Here is a 14708-nt window from a genome sequence, read left to right as displayed (position 1 = left end):
GCAACGGCGCGGTGGCCATGCACTACCGCCGCGCGCGCTGAATCACAGGAGTCCATCGCCGCCAGCTCACCGGCAGCGCGGCGTCCTCCTTGCGCTCGCCGTGCAGCGCCGAACGACTCCTCGAAGGCGAGGACGTCTTCGCAGAGCCCGGTCGAGGGCTCCGTGGATGTCGCCAGCGGCGCAGCATCGGCCCGAACGGCTACTACGAGGTCGATGCCCTTCTCCGCGGCCACGACATCATCGGCAACCCCGGCCAATTGATCGACATCCTTGCGCTCACCCCGCCGACGCCTCCAGGACGGGACCCACAAGTAGCCGAGAAGAGTGCACTCGATCATGGCTGTCGTGGCCGGTTTCTGTCCGTTACTAAACTACCGAGCGATGAACTCCGCAGATTCCGTCGGTCCGACTCACGTGACCGACCAGATCATCGCCGCCCGTAAGGAGCTGGCCGACGATCTCGCCGACCTGACCGAGGCCCAGTGGGCCGCTCCGTCGCTCTGCGAATCCTGGACCGTCGAGGAGACGCTGGCGCACCTGACCTCGGCCGCGCGCATGACTCCGTTCCGCTGGATCCGCAGCATGGCCGCAGCCGGGTTCCGTCCGGACGTGCACAACCGCCGCCGCTTGAACGAGCAGCTCGGTGTGACGCCCGCTGAAACGCTTGCCAAGTTCCGGGCAGCCGTCTCGGCCACCACCGCGCCTTTGGGGCCCTCCGCCGCATGGCTGGGCGAGATCGTCGTGCATGGCCAGGACATCCGCCGCCCGCTCGGACTGCATGGTGGGCCGTCGGTGGAGGCGGCCACCACGGTCGCCAGGTTCTTCGTGTCCAAGAACTTCGCCGTCAACAGCCGCAACGTGGCCATGGGCCTGCGATGGGAGGCGACCGACGGGCCGTTCCACAGCGGTGACGGTCCGATCGTCCGCGGAACGACGGAAGCTTTGGTGATGGTTCTCGCGGGCCGGCGTGCCTACCTCGCGGACGTCACCGGCGACGGCGTCGAGACGGTGAGCGCCCGTATCTAGGCCACCGGCGCGGCTCCGGGCGGGCTCGGTGCCGGGCTCAAAGTCCGGAGGCCGCTCGCAGTCGGCGTAGCGGCCCTGGTCGGCTCACCCGTCGAGAGCGACGAACTCGCCACCGGAATCTGTCATCCCCACGCCCTGGCGCCGGCCGAAGTCAGCGCGCGCATCTGCCGCCGACCGGGCGTCACAGGCGGTGACCGCCCCCCGGCGTCCAGCTTCCGGACGTGCTGAATTGAATGCGGTCAGTGTGTCTGTATCTCCCAGACCGGCTGCTGGGGCTCGTCGTTGTGCACGATGATGTCGACGTGATCGGTCGGGCGGACCGTGGCGAAGTAGAGCTGTTGGGAGGGGATGTAACGCTCGCGCCAGCGCCGTTCGACTTCGGCCTGAGATGACACCCGGCGCTCTCGGATCACGGCGCGATCCACTGTCTTCTCGATCGCGGTTGACACGAAGATGCGCAGGTCCCACCGATCAATCAGTTCCGGGCGCATGAGGAAGACGCCGTCGAAGACCAGCACGGCGTCGGCGGGGGCAGTGGCGACCGGCGGGGACAGCGCAGTATCCGCTGTGCGGTCGTAGACCGCGTGTTGGAAGCGCCGATCTCCGCCCGGGCCGAGCGGATCGAGCAGAACCCGGTTCAGCGCGTCGTAGTCGTGGGTGTCGAAGTAGCAGCCGTCGGCCGAGTACTCGCCGCGCGGATAGCGCTGTGCCCGGGGGAAGAGGAAATCGTCGATCGTCGCGCGGATGACGTCGCGGCCCTGTGTGCGCAAGACGACGGCCAGCTCGTCGGCGAGCGTGGATTTGCCTGCGGCGGGCGGTCCGTCGATGGCAACCCGCGTCGGGTGTGCGACTGTGACGGACCCGACTGCCTCAAGCAGGCGGCCGAGCAACTCGTCGCGGGTGCCTTGGTCCATGTCCTGGCCCCGTCCTAGTCTCGCGAAGGCCGCTGTGTCGAGCCGACCTTATGCGCGTCAGCCTTTTCGCGCCCGCCACTCGCCGAGTAAGCGAGCTTGCCGCATGCGAAAGTGGCTGCGGCCGCGGCGCACATGGGCTGTCATGCCGGCGCTGGTCGGTCGGTGTGGCGTGACCGGTCATGCCGCAGTGCGCTCGCTGCCGGACAGCGCACACGAGTGACCGCGCGCAGCAACCGTCTGATCTCGTGGCCGTCGCCTGACGCGCCCGCTCAGTCGTCGGCTTCCTGTGCCGCGGCGGCGATCGGCTCGAGCCCCGCGATCAGCTCGTCGAACTCGTCGGCGGTGAGTACGTCGTACGCCGGCGCCGCCAGCTCGTCGGTGAGGGCCTCGATCCGCTCCTTGGTCTGGCGGCCGGCGTCGGTGAACCCGCCGGCGGCGTCCACGAGGCCGCGGCCGCGCAGCCTGTCGACGACAGCGGCGAGCTGTGCCTTGGGCAGGTGGTGGGTCCGGCCGAACTCCTCCGCCCGCATGCCGAGGGAGAGGGCGAGCAGGACGTGGGCCTCGGTGCCGCCGATGCCGTGGGCGAGCAGGGCGGCGTTGTGGCCGTCCCCGCGGTGCTCCCGCAGCAGCGTCGCCGCGTGCCAGAGCCTGGCCATCGGCTCGGCGGGCACGTCGAGCGCCCGGAGTCCTGCGTACAGCGCGCGGCCCTCGGTCGGCGCGCTGACCGCTGCCCGGGTGGCCAGGTCGGCGGCCCGCACCAGATCGGGGGAGTCGGCGAGCTGCCCGATCCTCTGCCGCAGCGCGGCGGCGCTGCCCCGCTCGCGCACGGCGATCGCCTCTTGCGGGGTGGTCTTCCCCCAGACCCACGGGATGTGGCGCGCCACCTCGCCGTCGGCGAAGTTGTAGAAGACCGCGTGCACCACCTCGGCCGGCGCCAGGCCCAGCGGCGCGGCCCGGCCCGCGAAGTACCCGTCCCAGTAGTTGCGCATACCCAAGGCCAGGAACGCCTCGTTCGGCGCCTCGGAGAAGGTGACGGTGGCGATCGGCTCGACGAGCTCGAACATGCGGTGGATCTTGGCCAGTGGGTGCTGCATCGGTCGACATCTCCTTCGGTCGTGACCGCGCCCTCGTGGGCGGCCTCTCACCGTAGCTACGAACAACGCAGCCCGGATACGACAACTCCGGCCGACATCAATCCAGCCAAGATCAGCCTCACTCCCATGCCGCAATCCGCTCGCGCGATAGTGGTGGTGCGAGCACACTCCGGCTGCGTCCTTCTTTCGCCGGAATGCGGGTCAGGCTCTGGGCGCGGTCAACGCTGCCGGGATCTCCGCCGACGCTGGTGACGCCGGCGACCGCTTGTGCCGGCGGGTCAGGCCGACCCCGACGAGCACGACCACCATCCCGGCGGCGATCCGGGGGCTGAAACGCTCGTCGAGCACGATGACCCCCAGTGCCACCGAGACCACGGGCAGTAGATAGCCGACCGTCGCGGCGTTGGTGGCGCCCTCGGCAGCGATGATCCGGTACGTGAGGTGGAAGGTGATCCCGGTGGCGACAACGCCGAGGACCACGACAGCGATCGCGGTCTTCGGGCTGATCTCGATCGATGTCAGGCCACCGGCCGGCAGGGTCAGCGAGGTCAGGCCGGTTGCGGCGATGAGCTGCGCTGCGGACAGCGAGATGCTGGGGATGCCCTTGCCGACCAGGTTGCGGCCCATGTACGCGAAGCCGACGGCATAGCTCGCCGCCGCAGCGACGATGGCGAGGGCGCCCCAGCCGACCGGTCCGGTCGTCTGCCACGGCGCGAAGATCAGCACGACCCCCGCGAACCCGAGCAGGAGTCCGCCCAGCCGGACCGGCCGGAGTCCGCGCTCGGAGCCGATGACGACGCCGATCAGCAGGGACCACAGCGGGGTCGTCGCGTTCAGCACGCCGGCCACCCCGGAGTCGACGGTCTGCTGACCGACGCTGAACATCGCGAACGGCAGGGCGTTGCAGAAGAAGGCCGCCACGACGAGATGACCCCAGATCGCCCTACCCCGAGGCAGCCGTCGACCCGAGCCGAGGCATGCGACCAGCAGGGCAGCGGTTCCGAGTAGGCACCGGCTGAGGGTGACCTGGACCGGAGTCAGGGCGTCCAGGGCCAGCTCGATCCAGAGGAAGGTCGATCCCCACAGCAGGGCGAGCGCGCCCACCCGCGCCCACGCCCATGTCCCGCCCGCTACACCGGTCACGTTGATCTCCTTGATCCCTCCCCATGAACGGTGCCGGACCCGACCCGGAAGGACAAGCAAAAGATTCTGCGCGTACGTTAAGATCTGCTACATGGTCGACGTGAGGCGGATGCAGGTGCTGCGGGCGGTGGTTTCCAGCGGATCGGTGACCGCGGCGGCGGCGCACCTGGGCTACACCCCCTCCGCAGTCAGCCAGCAGGTCGCGACGCTGGAAAAGGAAGCCGGGATCGCGCTGCTCGAACGCGTTGGCCGGGGCGTGCAGCCCACCGCGGCGGGACGACTGCTCGCCGGGTACGCAGCCATCATCGGCCAGCATGTCGCCGAGGCCGAGACCGCACTGGCCGACCTGCGCGCGGGACGCACCGGCCGGCTGGCCATCCGCTATTTCGCCTCGGTCGGCCCGACCCTGCTGGCACCCGCCCTCGCCCGACTCCGGCGCGAGCACCCCGGCGTGACGATCGCCCCGAAGCTGACGGATCCGAATGATCCACTGCCGGACCTGGAACAAGGAAACGCCGACCTGGCCATCGTGGTCCGCCGAACGAGCGACGAGAGCCGCCGGGGCATCCGCCTGATGCACCTGCTCGACGACGCGTACCAGGCCGTGCTGCCCACCGGACACCCGCTCGCCGGGCGACGGATGATCGATCTGACGGACCTCGCCGGCGAACCCTGGGTCGGCAGCGAACCGCCCGGGCCCTGCCTGGAACCCATCATCGACGCCTGCGCCGCGGCCGGCTTCAACCCGGACTTCGTGGCGAAATCGGAGGACTACGCCACGGCCCAGGGCTTCGTCGCAGCCGGCCTCGGCATCAGCCTGATCCCCCGACTCGGACTCAGCACCCGCCACCCAGGCGTCACCATCCGCCCCGTCCGCCGTCCCGAGCCGGTGAGGACCATCTACGCCGCGGTCCGGGAGATCTCACTCGATCAGCCAGCACTGCGCGCGCTGATCGACGCCTTGATGGACGCCGCGAAGGTGTAGACGCCGGCGTTCCCCTCGGTGGGCCTGCCGGTCCTGCAGCGAAGCCGGTCAGTTCCCTGCGGGCACCTGGTCCGTGACGTCGGCGTAGCCGACCTTCGCAGGTGCCGCGGTCGTCGCGTAGATCACGCGGATCACGCCCGTCGGAAAGGCCTCCGTCGCCGTCACCCGGAAGTGGTACGGCGTGTCGCCGTCGTCGAACAGCTTGCGGCCCTTGCGCGCCGCCACCGGATGCACCAGCAGGCGTAGCTCGTCGACCAGCCCGGCGGCGAGCAGTTGCTGCACAACGGAGATCGACCCCGGGATGAGGATGCCTCTGCTGCCGGCATCGGCCTTGAGCGCGGTGACCGCGTCGAGCAGGTCGCCCTTGACCAGCTCCGAGTTCCGCCAGGAGAACTCCAGCGGCTGGCGCGAGACGACCACCTTGCGCATGTCCCCGAGTTGCTTGGCGAACGCAGCGTCGTCCCCGCCCGCGGCCTCCCGGTCGGGCCAGGCCCCGGCAAAGCTGTCATAGGTCTCACGGCCGATGAGGAGGACGTCAGCGGTGTCGTAGTCCTCGCCGACGGCGCGACCCATGTTCTCGTCGAAGTACGGGAGGTGCCAATCCGGGTCGATCTCGGCCACACCATCGGCCGAGATGAACAGCGTGGAGATGACCTTTGCCATCGCAGGGTCCCTTCGAGTCGGGTGGTGTCGACAGGTGGACCGTCGCAGCATCTCAAAGTCATCGGTCGGCCAGAGACCAACCCGCCGACCGGTTCTGGCAGCGCCCCATCGAGCGTAGCGTCGGCGGCAGCCGCTGCGGATTCGCGACGTGGACCGGCTGGCCGACTATGTCGCCGCGACCCACGCTGGGCACGTCGACCAGGCGCCGTACGAGCCGATCCCGACCGTCTCCTCGAACGGGCAGATGGTGTTGCTGTCACCGGCGTCAGCGCTCCGCCTGTCATGCAAGCGCCGGGCCTCGGACCGGGCTGTCGTTCACTGTCCGAGAGGGCGGTAGCGGAGGTGTACGACGCCGTTTCGGAATCGGCGCTCATCGAGGAGCTCAAGGTCGGCGCGCATGCCGGTCGGCAGCCCTGGCTTGCCCCCGCCGACGACAATGGGCAGGACGAACAGCTGGCACTCGTCGACCAGCCCGGCCTTGAAAGCCTGCGTCGCGAGCTTGGCACCTCCTACGGTGAGATCGCTGCTGGCCGTGGCCTTCAGTTCGTGTACCGCGGCGGGGTCGAAACGGCGTTCGAGTCGGGTGTCGGCAGTTGACACCGCGGCGAGGGTCGTGGAGTAGACGACTTTGTTCGCCGCCTGCCAGGCGCTCGCGAATTCGGCCATGAGGTCGGACTGCGCGGCCAGAGCGGCGTTGGTCTCCCAGGCGGCCATCGATTCGTACAGGCGCCGCCCGTAGAGAAACGTGCCCACGGACCGCAGGAGGTCGGTGGTGAACGCGAATACCTTGTCGTCGGGTGGGAACCAGTCGAAGGCGCCGCGTTCGTCCTCGATGTAGCCGTCAAGTGACACGTTCGTCACGTAGATCAGCTTGGCCATGCCTCTACCTCTCGATGATTAGCTGCAACAGCCTGGACATTCATCAGCGTGGCGTCCAGCTTGGTGAACGCCTGGCGCCAACCCTCCTCGCTGGGGTGCGCCAGGCGTTCGGGGAGCCACTGGCGGATCTCGAGTCGCGTCCGTCCGTCGGCCTCGTCGTGGAACTCGATCCGGAGTCTCGTCTCGAACGGCTCGATGCCCTCCTGGAGCCGGCCACTGACGTGCATGACGCCTTCGAGCAGTTCGCCGTCGGCGACGTCTGTGAGGTCGACGTGGATGTGCACCCGAAGGCCGGGTTCGGCTGCATTGACCTCCGTCCACCGTTGATAGCCACCGGGGCGTACGTCGAACTCGATCTTGTCGCGCGGTAGTGAGTTGCCGGTTGGGCCCCACCACGCCGCTAGGTGGTCGGGATCGGTGAAGGCTCGGTAGACGAGCTCCCGCGGCGCGTCGAACACGCGGGAAATGACGAGCTGTGGAGTTTCGGTGTTCATTCGAGCTCCCTGGGGTCGTCGGCCATCCGGTCCGTTGCCGGTCCGGCGGCCTGCACCGCGGCGAGGTGGGCATCGAGGCGGGTGAGGGACGAGTCCCAGAACCGCCGGTAGCGCTCGATCCAGTCGGCCGCCTCGCGCAGCGGGGCGGCTTCGAGGTGGCTCGCGCGCCACTTGCCCGACCGCGACCGCGAGATGAGCGCGGCGCGCTCGAGCACCTTCAGATGCCGTGACACCGCCGGCATCGAGATGGAGAGAGGAGCGGTGAGCTCTGTGACCGTGGCGTCGCGTGCGGCCAGCTCGGCGATGATCGCCCGTCGAGTCGGGTCGGCGAGCGCCGAGAACACCGCGCTGAGCTGATCGGTGCCAGCCATCGGAAGCTCCCTTCACTTAACCACCATGTTAAGCGTATTGAACGCGAGTCATGTTGTCAACGGATGAGTCGCCGGGCGGCTCGGTCCTGCCACCAGCGCTGACGTGCTGCCGAACAACCTGCGGCGAGGCGGTGACCGCTCCTGCCGCGATCCGGTGCGCGGCTCCTCGCGCGTCCAATGGCGATCTGTGATCGAAAGGGGACCGGCGAGACTGCGACCCACGCCTGCCGGCGGCCCACGCCGGACGCGGCGCGTCCGCTCGGTGCCCACGTGCGGATGCGCGGAACTGTGTGGGTGGCTCTGCGGTGCGTGGTGTCGACCTCGGTTCAGCTTGAGCCGGTGTGTTGCGCGCCCACTCTCTTCGCCGACGCAGGCGGAGGTCGCCTTGAAGGTCAGCACCGGTTGGGGCCCGGTGGACTCAGTCGTCGTCGACCGTCACCATCGCCGTGGACGGGCACCCGGATCCCGCCGGCCAGGGGGTGCCGCGGGCCGTGGGGTCGGGGGAGCGGGGTGGGAGATTGGCGCCGGCGGATGTGCCGTCCGGGTGTCGACGATTCGTCAGCCCCGTGCGGCGGCGATGCCGTGTGGGGCGATGAAAACCTTGTCCGCCGTGCCGGTCCGCTGCGCTTCAAGGGCCTCCGGTAGCTGGTCCAGGCCGTAGAAGGCCGGACGCAGCCGGTCCAGGCCCAGGGTTGGCAGCATCTGCACGGCGCGGTGGTGCGTGTATGGGTTGATCACCGCACCTACCAGCGTCAGTTCGCGCGCGAAGATGTCGTTGGGGCGTACCCGGGCCTCGTCGTCGGGTCGGGCCACTCCGAAGACGAGGATCCGGCCGCCGCGCGACGAGACGGTGATCGCCGATTCCAGGATCCGGCCGGAGCCGACCGCGTCGATCACGTGCGGGAAGCCGAGCCCGTCGGTCAGCGCGGTGGCCTCGTCCAGCGGCGCCGGGTCGAGGGCGGCGTCCGCGCCCATCCGCAGGGCGGCGTCCCGCCGGTCGGCGCGCGGATCCAGCACCACGACCGGTGCGAGCCCGCGGGCCTTGGCGAGGGCGACCATCATCGCCCCGGCCGGTCCGGCGCCGAAGATGAGGATCGGCAGCCCCGAGCGCGGGTTCAGCTGGTCCATCCCGTGCAGGCAGCAGGCGAGCGGCTCGGTCAGCGCCCCGATCCACGGTGGCGTCGCGTCCGGCAGCCGGTACGCGATCCGCGCCGGCACCACCATCCGCTCGGTCATACCGCCGTCGAGCTTCACGCCGTACCCCCGCTTGCTGTCGCAGAGGTGTTCCTGGCCGAGGCGGCAGTACGTACACCGGGTGCAGTAGTCGTGTGGTTCGACGGTGACCAGGTCGCCGACCGTGAGCCCGTCGACCGCGGCACCGACCTCGGTGATCCGGCCGCACACCTCATGGCCGAGTACGACCTGCGGCGCGGCGGCGAAGCTGCCAGCGACGATGTGACTGTCGGTGCCGCAGACGCCGACCGCGAGGGGCGCGATCGCCACCTCCGCCGGGGCGAGCGGCGTCGGCTCCGAGGTGAGCAGCCGTACGTCGCCGGTGCCGAAGAAGCGGGCCTCAGTCAGCAGCACGTAGCAACTCCTTCAATCGGCGAATGTGCCCGCGAGCGGCTTCCTCGGCGGCTTCCGCGTCACCGGAGCCGATGGCCTCGAAGATGGCCTGGTGGTCGTGAACGGCCTGAACCATGCCACCGGTCAGGCTGGTGGAGCGCATCGCCACCAGCACCCGGCTCTGGACGCTGTCGAGCATCCGGGCCAGCACCGGGCTCTTTGCCGCCTGCCGGATCTCCCGGTGGAACGCAGCGTCCAGCTCGATATGGCGGGCGAAGTCGCCCTGTTCCGCGACGGTGCGGTGCTCCCTGAGCAGCGCGAGCAGGCTACGTCGCAGCGCAGCGTCGTACTTCTCCGTCGCCAGCCGGGCCACAGCTCCTTCCAGGACCTCGCGGGCCTCGTACAGGCTGACCAGTTCGGCGCGGGAGATGCGCGCGACCTCCGCGCCGCGGTTCATCGTCTCGGCGACCAGGTTTTCCTGGACCAGGCGGATCACCGCGTCCCGGACCGGGCTGCGGCTGACGTGGAACTCCTCGGCGAGGGCCGGGACGCTCAGCCGCGCGCCCGGCCGCAGTTCGCCCGAGATGATCCGGTCGCGGAGGGTCTTGTAGAGCACCTCGCCGACGCGCTGCGGGTCGGCCTGAAGAGAGCTGGTCACTGAAGGAACGTCCCTGCGAAGTGGCGGTAGTTGGCGGCGACCGCCGCGATCGCCTCGGGCCGCGTCAGGTCGCCTGCCAGAAGTCCGCGCAGCGAGTCCCACCAGATGCTACGGCCGATTGCGAAGCCCGTGAACCCGTTGGCGGCGGCGTCGGTGAGCCAGCCGTCGAGTGTGGCCACCGGGGCGTTCGCACCAAGCAGGATGCATTCGCCGCCGGCCTGGGCGGCGAGGTCGGCGACGGTCCGGTAGTGCTCCGGTGCGCCGAGGTGCTCCAGTTTCCAGACGTCGACGGGCACCTCCTCGACGATCTCCGTCATCGCCCGGTGGATGAGCCTGGGCCGCACCTCGGTGTCGAACACCTCGCTCGGGACGTTCCGCTGTTCCGGCGTCGGTGGCACGAGCAGCTCGAAGAGGAACCGGCCGCCGGAGCCCCGGACCGCCTGCGAGACCTTGGCAAGCCGGGACCGCTGCTCGCGGTTGTCCGACGCCGACCCCTCGACGTTGTAGCGGACCAGCACCTTGGGGAACTCGGGGCGGAAGTGGGCGAGGAACCCCGGCAGGTCGGCCGGTTCGGTCTCGTACACGTCGCAGCCACCACGCTCGACCGGCATGCTCAGCGTCACGTGATTGGCCCGGGCCCGCTCGGCTACGCCCGCCCCGAGCTGCTCGTCGACCAGGATCCCGGCGTGCGCCGCCAGGCGTGGCTCGGCTTCGAGGGCGGCGAGCAGTCCTTCGAGGACCATGTGCTTGCCGTCGGTGATCGCCGCGCGCTCCGCGGGCAGCGCGGTGGCGCCGTGGCCGTACAGGGCCTGGGTGAGCCAGGGCCGCTGGTCGACGGCGAGGATCAACAGGCTCATCGGGTTACCTCCGAAACGAGATGGGCGTCCGCCGACACGATGCAGGGCTTGACGTAGTCGCCGGCCACGAAGCGGGCGAACGCCTCGGGCAGCTCGGGCAGGGTGAGGGGCTTGACGATGAGGTCGCGCAGCGACGCGCCCATGACGCGCAGCAGGTCCCAGTTGGCCTCGACCTCCTCGGTGGGAAAGTAGAAGGATCGGACGGTGTAGCAGTCGGTTCGCCGCCAGCGCGGCGTCGCGGGCATGGTGTACGGCTCGTTCGACTCGCCGAGCGCGACCACCGTGCCGCCGGGCTGGACCACCCGCTGTGCCGTCTCCCGGGCCGCGTTCGCGCCGCTGACCTCGACGACCATGTCGTACTGGTTCTCGGCGGCCAGGTCACCGGCGGGCGTGGCGCCGAGTGTCGTCGCGGCCGCGAGGCGGGTGGGATTGGGGTCGAAGGCGTCCACGGCGATCCCCATGGCCTGGGCGACCGCGACGACACCGAGGCCGAGTGGCCCGGCGCCGACGACCAGCGCGCGGTCCGCCGAGTCCTGGGTACGCAGCGCCAGCCGCAGGGCGTGCGCGGCTGTGCCGACCGTGTCGAGCCCGAGGACCGCGACCGACAGCGGGATGTCGTCCGGCACGGGCAGGACGCACCGCGCCGGGACGTCGACGTGCTCGGCGAAGCCACCGTCCCGCTGCCAGCCGATCAGCTCTGACAGGTTCAGGCACTGGTTGGTACGGCCGGCGAGGCAGCGCACGCACGTACCGCAGAAGACCGGGATGTAGACGATGCCGCGGGTGCCCTCGGGCAGCGCTCCGCCGACGACCGTGCCGCCGATCTCGTGGCCAGGAACGACGGCCGAGCCGCTCTGCAGCAGCCGCTTGTCCGACCCGCAGAGCGCGCAGACGTCGACCCGCAGCCGCACGTCGCCCTCGGCGACGTCGCCCAGCGTGACCTTCTCGAACGTGATCTCGCCGTTGCCCTGGAAGCGGGCCCGCATGGACGTCACTTGACGGCTCCTCCGGTGATGCCGCGGACCAGCCAGCGCTGCGCGAAGAGCGTCAGCAGCAGGGCGGGTGCGGAGATGAGCGTGCTCGCGGCCATCAGGCCGCCGAAGTCGTTGGAGCCCTGGCCGATGAAGTTGAACGCGATGACGGTCAGCGGCAGCGTCCGCTCGTTCGCCAGGGCCAGTGCGAACAGGAAGTAGTTCCAGCTGAAGATGAAGCTCAGCGTCAGCGCGACCGACAGCCCGGGCAGGGCGAGCGGCAGGGCGATCCGGTGGAACCGCTGCCAGGCGTTCGCGCCGTCGATCAGCGTCGATTCCTCGATGCTGATCGGGATCTCCTCGAAGAACGGCACCAGCAGCCAGATACACAACGGCAGCGTGATGATCAGGTGCGCGACGATCAGCAGCGTGTAGTTGAGTGCCACGCTGTCCGGGCCACCGATGCGGATCGAGAGCACGAAGAGGGGCAGGACGAACAACACGCCGGGCGCCATGCGGGCCAGCAGCGTGACGAAGCCCAGCGCGGCCAACCTGCGGCGCACGATCACGTACGCGGCCGGCGCGCCGAGTACCAGCCCGAGGATCGTCGACCCGCCGGCCACGATGAAGCTGTTGGCGATGTAGCGGCCGAACTCGAAGCGCTCGAAGAGGTTGGTGAAGTTGTCCAGCGTCAGCGGCGAGGCGATGTTGAACAGCGAGCCGGTGATGTCGACGTTGTTGCGCAGGGACGACCAGAGCATGAAGAGCACCGGGCCGAAGAAGATGACCGTGAAGACGAGGTAGGCGGCGTACACGCCGCTGAGCCGCTTGGTCATCGCGAGGCCCGCTGCCGGAACCAGGTGAACCCGCCCGCGATCAGGATCACGAGGACGAGCAGGGCGATCTGCAGGGTGGCCGCGTAGCTGGGCTCGTTGTCGACGAAGCCGGCGTTGTAGCCGTACACGTTGAGGGTGTTCGTGGAGTTCACCGGACCCCCCTGGGTCATGATGTAGATCGTGTCGAAGAAGCGCACGAGGTCGACCGTGCGCAGCAGCATCGCCACGGTGAGCACCGGGCGCAGAAGCGGGAGTCCGACGTTCCAGGCCGTACGCCAACCGCTCGCCCCGTCCAGCGCGGCGGCCTCGAACGGCTCCTCGGGTAGCGACCGGATCCCGGCCGAGATGATCAGCGCCATGAACGGCGTCCACTGCCAGATGTCGACCAGGGCGATGGACCAGGGCGCGATGTCCGGGTCGCCGAGCCACACCACCGGGTCGATACCGACCTTGGCGAGGATCTGGTTGGCCGTGCCGAGCGACGGGTCCATGATCAGCAGCCAGACCAGGCCGACCGCGACCGATGCGGTGATCGCCGGGATCAGCATCATGCCCTGGAAGATCCGCCGGCCCGGCACGTCGAGGCTCATCACGTACCCCAGCGCCAGCCCGAGGACGGTCTCCACCAGCAGGCAGACCACGAAGAGGAACAGCGTGACCTTCAGCGAGTTCCAGAACTGCGGGTTGCCGAACATCTCGGCGTAGTTGGCGAACCCGAGGAACCCCGAGTTCGTCCCGTCGGACTGCCGGTCACTGACGGAGAGCCAGATCGTATAAGCGATCGGCACCAGCACGAGCACGGCCGTGACCAGCACGGCCGGCAGCGCGAACGGCCAGACACCCCGAGCCGTCGGGTCGACCCGGCGGCGACGCGGAGCCGGGGCCCCCGCCCCCGGCTCCGCACTGGCGGAACCGGAGGCGGCGGGCGGCTTCGTCATCAGGTCGCTCATCGGACTCAGCCGGCGTTCTTCGCCAGCAGCGGGGTCAGGCCGTCCTGGATCTCCTTGGCCGCGGCCGTGGCGTCCGACTGGCCGAGGATCACCTTGCCGACGGCGTCCCCGACGACCTTGCGCATCTCCGGGGCGGAGACGCCGACCGGGCCGACCTCGGTGGAGCCGTTCGTCTGCACGTTGGCGAGCGCCTTGCTCCACTGCTTCAGCGTGTCGGTGTTCAGCGTGGCCGTGTACGACGGGTCCTGGGCGACGGAGGTCCGCGGCGGAGCGATGCCGCCCGCGGTCAGCTTGAGCTGGGTGGCCTTGCCGGTCGCCCACTCGATGAACTTCCAGGCCGCGTCCTTGTGCTTCGAGTACGAGGACATCGCGATGCCCCAGTTCAGGACGGTCGACTTCGAGCCGGCCGAGCCGGCCGGGAAGTCCAGCACACCGATCTTGCCGACCACCTTCGAGGTCTTCGGGTCGTTGATGCTGCTGATCTCGTTGCTGGACTCCAACTCCATCGCCGCGCTGCCGGCGGCGAAGAGCGCCGAGGACTGGGTGAAGGTGTTGTTGACGACGCCGGGCGGACCGTAATCCTTGGCGAGGGTCGCGTACCGGTCGATCACGTCAGCGGCGCCGGGCGCGTCGAAGTTCGGGGTGCCGTCCGGCTTGGTCCACTCCAGGCCCTGGGAGTGCAGGAACGGGCCGAAAGTGAAGGGCAGGGCGGCGGACTGGCCGCGCAGCGCGATCGGGGTGACCTTGCCGCCGGACTTCTGCTTGATCGCGGCGGCGACCGTGGGCAGCTCGTCGAGGGTCTTCGGCGGCGTGATGCCGTACTGCTTGAACAGGTCCGTGCGGTAGTAGAGGACGACACCCTCGACGTTCACGGGCGCGGCGATCATCTTGTTCTGGACCGTCATGCCGGTCTTGACCGCGGCCGGGAAGTCGGCGGCGTCGTAAGCGGCCGACTTGCTCATGTAGTCGTCGAGCGGAGCGTAGTAGCCGGCCTTGCTGAACTGCAGGCCTTCGCGCGACGGCAGCGTCATGAAGACGTCCATGGAGGAGCTGCGCGACTGCAGGGTCAGCGAGATCTTGTCGCGGGCCTGCTGCTCGGCGAAGGTCTGCACCTTCACCGTGACGCCCGAGGCCTTCTCGAACTCGGGGATCAGCGGCTCGATGGCCTTCTGCCACGGGTGGTTGGACATGACGAGGGAGATTTCGTTGGCGCTGCCGCCCGAGTCGCCACCGCCGCAGCCGGCAGCGAGCCCGCCGACGAGGGCCAGGGCGAACCCGGCGCTCAAGATCTTGTGCCGCAT

17 protein-coding genes and 1 pseudogene are annotated in these 14708 nt (G+C 69.5%); 3 read left to right on the top strand and 15 right to left on the bottom strand.

Annotated elements, in window-relative coordinates; all coding sequences use genetic code 11:
* Positions 1 to 257, bottom strand: a 257-nt coding sequence (locus tag B0E53_RS38445; protein WP_210405890.1) for a hypothetical protein, incomplete at its 3' end; no start/stop codon positions are given.
* 157 nt (positions 258 to 414) lie between these two features.
* Here B0E53_RS38445 and B0E53_RS02735 point away from each other — a divergent pair.
* Positions 415 to 1026, top strand: a complete 612-nt coding sequence (locus B0E53_RS02735) for a maleylpyruvate isomerase family mycothiol-dependent enzyme (protein WP_246835191.1) — start codon at positions 415 to 417, stop codon at positions 1024 to 1026.
* 239 nt (positions 1027 to 1265) lie between these two features.
* Here the strand turns inward: B0E53_RS02735 and B0E53_RS02730 are convergent, their stop codons facing one another.
* The 3 genes from B0E53_RS02730 to B0E53_RS02720 all read right to left on the bottom strand — a co-directional run bounded on the left by B0E53_RS02730 (position 1266) and on the right by B0E53_RS02720 (position 4177).
* Positions 1266 to 1940: a uridylate kinase gene (locus tag B0E53_RS02730; protein ID WP_107074487.1), complete on the bottom strand. Its 675-nt coding sequence runs from the start codon at positions 1938 to 1940 to the stop codon at positions 1266 to 1268.
* 269 nt (positions 1941 to 2209) lie between these two features.
* Positions 2210 to 3034 (bottom strand): helix-turn-helix domain-containing protein, encoded by an 825-nt coding sequence (locus tag B0E53_RS02725; RefSeq protein WP_107074486.1) that lies wholly within the window; start codon positions 3032 to 3034, stop codon positions 2210 to 2212.
* 201 nt (positions 3035 to 3235) lie between these two features.
* The gene (locus B0E53_RS02720) at positions 3236 to 4177 is read right to left on the bottom strand and encodes a DMT family transporter (protein WP_107074485.1); all 942 of its coding nucleotides are present in this window, start codon (positions 4175 to 4177) and stop codon (positions 3236 to 3238) included.
* A gap of 109 nt (positions 4178 to 4286) precedes the next feature.
* Between B0E53_RS02720 and B0E53_RS02715 the strand changes: the two genes are divergently transcribed.
* Complete coding sequence (locus B0E53_RS02715) at positions 4287 to 5162, top strand: LysR family transcriptional regulator (protein ID WP_246835197.1); 876 nt, start codon at positions 4287 to 4289, stop codon at positions 5160 to 5162.
* 48 nt (positions 5163 to 5210) lie between these two features.
* Here B0E53_RS02715 and B0E53_RS02710 read toward each other — a convergent pair whose 3' ends face one another.
* Positions 5211 to 5825: a dihydrofolate reductase family protein gene (locus B0E53_RS02710; RefSeq protein ID WP_107074483.1), complete on the bottom strand. Its 615-nt coding sequence runs from the start codon at positions 5823 to 5825 to the stop codon at positions 5211 to 5213.
* Positions 5826 to 5914: 89 nt separating this feature from the next.
* On the opposite strand from B0E53_RS02710, the pseudogene B0E53_RS39010 reads away from it, so the two are divergent.
* Positions 5915 to 6087, top strand: a pseudogene (locus B0E53_RS39010) (radical SAM protein); the annotation flags it as partial.
* A 53-nt stretch (positions 6088 to 6140) separates the two neighbouring features.
* Here the strand turns inward: B0E53_RS39010 and B0E53_RS02700 are convergent.
* From B0E53_RS02700 to B0E53_RS02655, 10 genes are all read right to left on the bottom strand, one after another.
* Positions 6141 to 6704, bottom strand: a complete 564-nt coding sequence (locus tag B0E53_RS02700) for a dihydrofolate reductase family protein (protein ID WP_107074482.1) — start codon at positions 6702 to 6704, stop codon at positions 6141 to 6143.
* The gene (locus B0E53_RS02695; protein ID WP_107074481.1) at positions 6692 to 7198 is read right to left on the bottom strand and encodes an SRPBCC domain-containing protein; all 507 of its coding nucleotides are present in this window, start codon (positions 7196 to 7198) and stop codon (positions 6692 to 6694) included. Before B0E53_RS02695 ends, B0E53_RS02700 begins: the two co-directional genes overlap by 13 nt.
* Positions 7195 to 7569 carry a metalloregulator ArsR/SmtB family transcription factor gene (locus tag B0E53_RS02690; RefSeq protein ID WP_107074480.1) on the bottom strand — a complete coding sequence of 125 codons (375 nt, stop codon included), beginning with the start codon at positions 7567 to 7569 and terminating at the stop codon, positions 7195 to 7197. Before B0E53_RS02690 ends, B0E53_RS02695 begins: the two co-directional genes overlap by 4 nt.
* A 558-nt stretch (positions 7570 to 8127) precedes the next feature.
* Positions 8128 to 9156, bottom strand: a complete 1029-nt coding sequence (locus B0E53_RS02685) for an alcohol dehydrogenase catalytic domain-containing protein (protein WP_107074479.1) — start codon at positions 9154 to 9156, stop codon at positions 8128 to 8130.
* On the bottom strand, positions 9143 to 9751 hold the full coding sequence (locus tag B0E53_RS02680; RefSeq protein WP_146167566.1) for a GntR family transcriptional regulator: 609 nt from the start codon (positions 9749 to 9751) through the stop codon (positions 9143 to 9145). The genes B0E53_RS02685 and B0E53_RS02680 overlap by 14 nt, the downstream gene beginning before the upstream one ends.
* 38 nt (positions 9752 to 9789) lie before the next feature.
* Positions 9790 to 10695, bottom strand: coding sequence for a DUF2090 domain-containing protein (locus tag B0E53_RS02675; protein ID WP_246835196.1), 906 nt, complete (start codon positions 10693 to 10695; stop codon positions 9790 to 9792).
* Complete coding sequence (locus B0E53_RS02670; protein WP_246835195.1) at positions 10647 to 11636, bottom strand: alcohol dehydrogenase catalytic domain-containing protein; 990 nt, start codon at positions 11634 to 11636, stop codon at positions 10647 to 10649. The genes B0E53_RS02675 and B0E53_RS02670 overlap by 49 nt, the downstream gene beginning before the upstream one ends.
* A gap of 5 nt (positions 11637 to 11641) precedes the next feature.
* On the bottom strand, positions 11642 to 12457 hold the full coding sequence (locus B0E53_RS02665) for a carbohydrate ABC transporter permease (protein ID WP_107074476.1): 816 nt from the start codon (positions 12455 to 12457) through the stop codon (positions 11642 to 11644).
* Positions 12454 to 13407 (bottom strand): sugar ABC transporter permease, encoded by a 954-nt coding sequence (locus tag B0E53_RS02660; RefSeq protein WP_107074475.1) that lies wholly within the window; start codon positions 13405 to 13407, stop codon positions 12454 to 12456. The genes B0E53_RS02665 and B0E53_RS02660 overlap by 4 nt, the downstream gene beginning before the upstream one ends.
* A gap of 5 nt (positions 13408 to 13412) precedes the next feature.
* Positions 13413 to 14708, bottom strand: a complete 1296-nt coding sequence (locus tag B0E53_RS02655; RefSeq protein ID WP_107074474.1) for a sugar ABC transporter substrate-binding protein — start codon at positions 14706 to 14708, stop codon at positions 13413 to 13415.

The sequence above is a fragment of the Micromonospora sp. MH33 genome (assembly GCF_003013775.1).
GTDB lineage: Bacteria > Actinomycetota > Actinomycetes > Mycobacteriales > Micromonosporaceae > Micromonospora > Micromonospora fulviviridis.
This window is presented reverse-complemented; position numbering and strand designations above follow the sequence as displayed.